Origin of the sequence: Novosphingobium sp. SG707 (genome assembly GCF_012275515.1) — a bacterium.
Classification (GTDB): domain Bacteria; phylum Pseudomonadota; class Alphaproteobacteria; order Sphingomonadales; family Sphingomonadaceae; genus Novosphingobium.
In genome coordinates this window covers 1-1,926 of sequence record NZ_JAAZQL010000034.1, presented here as the reverse complement: position 1 = coordinate 1,926, position 1,926 = coordinate 1, and the positions used below count along the sequence as shown (strand labels likewise).

Genomic DNA, 1,926 nt, shown 5'->3' with positions numbered 1-1,926 from the left:
GGTACCAGTCCATGCCATGATCCATCCCATCTCTTCGCAAAGACGGCTGAATCACAACATGCTGGTATTGCTCAACAACTTTCGGATCGGGCTCTCAATGTGGGCAAGTCACAACGCGCGCAATTCAGGCGGGTAACGTCTGGCCTTAGGGCGCTTACCCCAGTTCGGCCCTGCCATCCACCACAGTGATGATGTCTTCCAAGTCATGGCTCCCGAGGGGGGCGTTCTGACCTCTTCCGGAATAAGCCTCCAGTTTGGTGGCCAGAAAGAGGGGGGATGTGAGATGCTTGAGGACGCGCCCGCTTGGAACGGCATATTTGATCGCCGTAGATATGCCTTCTTTATACCCGCGGTTGCTGAGCCCCAAAATGTTCGGATCGTCGGGCATAAAACCGACCTTGAGGTTCCCAAGCCAGACTCACGAGCTTGAGCAATATAACGATATCTTGGCTTTTCATGGCGAACTCGTCTGTCCGCCGTCCTAGGACTGAGGACAGATTGGTGCCATTTCCCGGCTTCGGCTGGACCCACCTCGCAAAGAAAAGGTCTTTGGTCGGCAAGGGTGACGATGATTGGGCCATCCTGTCCGCCGCTGCACACCGTCCATGACCAGGCTCTAGGTCGCCTTTGGCGCCCCCGGACCGCAATTTTGCGTTCCGTCCTTTCAGGTGACGATCCTTTGTCCAAAGTCTGAAGTCTTACTGCTGACGCCGCGCTGCTGCGCAGCGGCGTTTGTGTGGCCTTCCCCTCGGAGCGCGGGTGGGCGGCGCGCCCTTTTGGGCGGGCCCGTCCGGGCTGCAAGCCGTGCCTGCGGCCCGGCTCCTCCACTGCGTTGCGGCCGGAGGTGCAGCCCGGCCCTGTGGTCCCGCCCTGAATGGCGCTGGTGCCGCCCACCCACGCTCCAAGGGGAAGCCAATCTGGGTTTGGGGTGGCGCAAGGAGGATACCATGCGTCAGACAAGCAAAACTCGCGTTGCGGGCGAGAGTGAAGCGCCCCGCGGCGGGAACCGTAATTCGCTTTACGATGAAGTGACGGCAAAGATCATCGCCCAGCTTGAGGCGGGGCGCTTTCCATGGGTGCAGCCATGGGGGAAGGTGGATGGTGCGGGGCAGGGTGGCCTGTGTCCCGCGCTGCCGCATAATGCGCTGACCGGCAGGAGCTATTCCGGCGTCAATGTCCTGCTCTGGGGCAGCGTGATCGAGGGCGGCTATCCTTCGCAAGGATGGCTGACCTTCAAGCAGGCTCTCGAAGCAGGCGGCAACGTCCGCAAGGGCGAGAAGGGTGTGACGGTGGTCTATGCCGACCGCTTCACCCCGCAGGCTGAGAAGGCACGCGCGCAGGAGAGCGGCGAGAATGCAAGGTCGGTTCCTTTCCTGAAGCGCTTTACCGTCTTCAATGTGGCGCAATGTGAGGGGCTGGGCGAAGGGCAGGGCAAAGAGCTGTTTGGTGATCCTGCGCCCTTGCCTGAGCGTGAGATGGTGCCGCTGGCCGAGGAAGTCATCACTGCCTCAGGCGTGCCTTTCCGAATTGGCGGAAGCAAGGCCTTCTATGTGCCCTCTGCCGATTATGTGCAGGTGCCGCCGCAACCGGCCTTCTTTGAGCAGATCAATTATTACCGCACTGCCCTGCATGAGCTTTGCCATGCCACCGGCCATGGCTCGCGGCTGGATCGCAAGATCGTCAATCCCTTTGGCAGCAAGGACTATGCCCGCGAGGAACTGGTGGCGGAAATGGGTTCGGCTTTCCTCTGTGCGGCGTTGGGCATTGTCCCGACTGTGCGCCATGCCGATTACCTCGGATCATGGCTCAAGTTATGCTCACCTCGCCATAATTCCAGTAATCGCGAGGTGTCGATAATGTGAAGGAACGTGACCAGATTGTCTGATTTCTGCGGTTTTCTTGCCACGTTCCTTCACATTATTTCAG

General features: G+C 59.8%; 2 protein-coding genes. One reads left to right on the top strand and one right to left on the bottom strand.

Features of this window, described 5'->3' with window-relative positions; translation table 11 throughout:
* Positions 1-154 precede the first annotated feature (154 nt).
* Entirely contained in the window at positions 155-388 is a 234-nt protein-coding gene (locus tag FHW92_RS25440) for a hypothetical protein (RefSeq protein WP_168606079.1), read from the bottom strand.
* Positions 389-947: 559 nt separating this feature from the next.
* Here FHW92_RS25440 and FHW92_RS25435 point away from each other — a divergent pair.
* Entirely contained in the window at positions 948-1,862 is a 915-nt protein-coding gene (locus FHW92_RS25435) for a zincin-like metallopeptidase domain-containing protein (RefSeq protein WP_168606078.1), read from the top strand.
* Positions 1,863-1,926 lie beyond the last annotated feature (64 nt).

Bases quoted from the DNA above. Each gene is read 5' to 3' on its own strand.
- FHW92_RS25440 (WP_168606079.1), bottom strand. From the start codon at position 388: ATGCCCGACGATCCGAACATTTTGGGGCTCAGCAACCGCGGGTATAAA.
- FHW92_RS25435 (WP_168606078.1), top strand. From the start codon at position 948: ATGCGTCAGACAAGCAAAACTCGCGTTGCGGGCGAGAGTGAAGCGCCC.